Origin of the sequence: Mesorhizobium sp. M8A.F.Ca.ET.161.01.1.1, assembly GCF_004792105.1 — a bacterium.
In the GTDB taxonomy this organism is placed as follows: Bacteria; Pseudomonadota; Alphaproteobacteria; order Rhizobiales; family Rhizobiaceae; genus Mesorhizobium.
On the sequence record NZ_SRTD01000005.1, the window covers coordinates 417,501 to 420,000 of the forward strand.

General features: G+C 55.8%; 1 protein-coding gene, 1 tRNA gene and 2 rRNA genes (2 of these 4 only partly in view). All 4 read left to right on the plus strand.

Annotated features, from left to right (window positions below):
- Window positions 1-1,145 (plus strand): 23S ribosomal RNA (locus EN804_RS16235) (it extends 1,665 nt beyond the left edge of the window).
- 203 nt (window positions 1,146-1,348) lie between these two features.
- Window positions 1,349-1,463, plus strand: a 5S ribosomal RNA gene (gene rrf, locus EN804_RS16240).
- A gap of 178 nt (window positions 1,464-1,641) precedes the next feature.
- A tRNA-Met gene (locus EN804_RS16245) sits at window positions 1,642-1,718 on the plus strand.
- A gap of 676 nt (window positions 1,719-2,394) precedes the next feature.
- A protein-coding gene (locus tag EN804_RS16250; protein WP_127872300.1) for a type II toxin-antitoxin system ParD family antitoxin crosses the window boundary here: on the plus strand, window positions 2,395-2,500 show its beginning. The gene runs 161 nt beyond the window's last position; only the first 106 of its 267 coding nucleotides appear in the window; the start codon lies at window positions 2,395-2,397; its stop codon lies off the right edge, out of view.

Below are 2,500 nucleotides of genomic sequence, written 5' to 3' on the forward strand. Positions count from 1 at the left end.
CACGCAAGTGGAGGAGGGTGGCACAGACCAGGGGGTAGCGACTGTTTATCAAAAACACAGGGCTCTGCGAAGTCGCAAGACGACGTATAGGGTCTGACGCCTGCCCGGTGCTGGAAGGTTAAGAGGAGGGGTGCAAGCTCTGAATCGAAGCCCCAGTAAACGGCGGCCGTAACTATAACGGTCCTAAGGTAGCGAAATTCCTTGTCGGGTAAGTTCCGACCTGCACGAATGGCGTAACGACTTCCCCGCTGTCTCCAGCATAGACTCAGTGAAATTGAATTCCCCGTGAAGATGCGGGGTTCCTGCGGTTAGACGGAAAGACCCCGTGCACCTTTACTATAGCTTTACATTGGCATTCGTAGTGGCATGTGTAGGATAGGTGGTAGGCTTTGAAACCTGGGCGCCAGCTCAGGTGGAGCCACCCTTGAAATACCACCCTTATTACTATGGATGTCTAACCGCGGCCCGTTATCCGGGTCCGGGACAATGTATGGTGGGTAGTTTGACTGGGGCGGTCGCCTCCTAAAGAGTAACGGAGGCGCGCGATGGTGGGCTCAGAACGGTCGGAAATCGTTCGCTGAGTGCAATGGCATAAGCCTGCCTGACTGCGAGACTGACAAGTCGAGCAGAGACGAAAGTCGGTCATAGTGATCCGGTGGTCCCGCGTGGAAGGGCCATCGCTCAACGGATAAAAGGTACGCCGGGGATAACAGGCTGATGACCCCCAAGAGTCCATATCGACGGGGTTGTTTGGCACCTCGATGTCGACTCATCGCATCCTGGGGCTGGAGCAGGTCCCAAGGGTATGGCTGTTCGCCATTTAAAGCGGTACGTGAGTTGGGTTCAGAACGTCGTGAGACAGTTCGGTCCCTATCTGCCGTGGGTGTAGGAATATTGAAAGGATCTGTCCCTAGTACGAGAGGACCGGGATGGACGGATCTCTGGTGGACCTGTTGTGGCGCCAGCCGCATAGCAGGGTAGCTATATCCGGACGGGATAACCGCTGAAGGCATCTAAGCGGGAAACCCACCTTAAAACGAGTATTCCCTGAGAACCGTGGAAGACGACCACGTTGATAGGCCGGGTGTGGAAGAGCGGCAACGCTTGAAGCTTACCGGTACTAATAGTTCGATCGGCTTGATCGTTCTCATTCCTTATGTCCATCTGACTTCGTCAGATGGTTTGTTCTCACTCACGCTTGTTCCGCCCTGCGGGCGGCGCTACGTGGGTGCGGCGCACAAGCGCCGACGGTCGGTCGACCTTGCGAAGCTTCGCTTCGAAAGGCGCCAGGCTAAAAGAACTCCAAAGGCACAAAAAACAGCTTCTCGATTAACGTGCGTTTTGCCGACCTGGTGGTTATGGCGGAGCGGCTGCACCCGATCCCATTCCGAACTCGGCCGTGAAACGCTCCAGCGCTGATGGTACTTCGTCTCAAGACGCGGGAGAGTAGGTCGCTGCCAGGTCTGCTAAACGCACGTTTTATGTGTCACATCCTACTTTCCAAAAATCGAAGCCGGTTTTTGGGTCGAGGCGATGAAATCTTCTCTGAACATGGCCCGCCAACGGGAAACACGGGCCGCGTAAGCGGCCCTTTCATTTGGCGGACAAACCTCTCGCAAGCTCTCGCTTGCAAATCGGTGGCGCGGGGTGGAGCAGCCCGGTAGCTCGTCAGGCTCATAACCTGAAGGTCACAGGTTCAAATCCTGTCCCCGCAACCAAATACAAATGAGCCCGCCATCGTGCGGGCTCTTTTGTATTTTGCCGTGGTCGCCGGCGATTCGAACCTGTCATCAGCGGCCCGCAAGCAGGCCTTGCCGACGCAGCAGGACCGATAACTCAAATCCTGTCCCCAAAACCAAATTAAACCGCCCGCCAGAATCAAACCCGGAGGGCCGTTTTGCGTTCGAACCAGCCGCCATCGATCTTAGCCATCATCAGCACGCAAAGACGGCAGCCAACCACCGGGACAACAAACACAAACCCTGGCTAAAAAGGACCTGCCTTAACAAGACAAAAACAGCCCGCCAGGCTCCCGCCGGCGGGCTGTTCGCATTCGTATCCTCGCCGCATAACGAAATCGCAGACAGATACACAAACCGGAAGGCGCAGTCTCGGAGGTCAAGATATAAAACGAATTTGTACTCAGCCGGCTTCCGTACCTATCCCGCGCGCATCTGGCACCGTGATGGATGCGGGGTATCGAGTTGCGCGTCTGCTGGCCGGTGCCGTCGTGGCCGAGGCGGTATTTCAGTCAATGCCGAATCAGGCGACAAATTGATTCTCTCCGGACGAATCCCGGAAATGAGCACCGGCCGAATTGGTCCAGTTTGCCAATAGCTGACATCTATTGCTATATAGGCACCGCGATCCCGCACTCGCTCCAAGAGGTTGCCAATGCCAAATTACGCTTTGAATGACCACTATGAGAGCTTCATCAAGAAGCAGCTCGAATCGGGGCGTTACAACAATGCCAGCGAGGTCGTGCGTGCCGGCCTGCGCA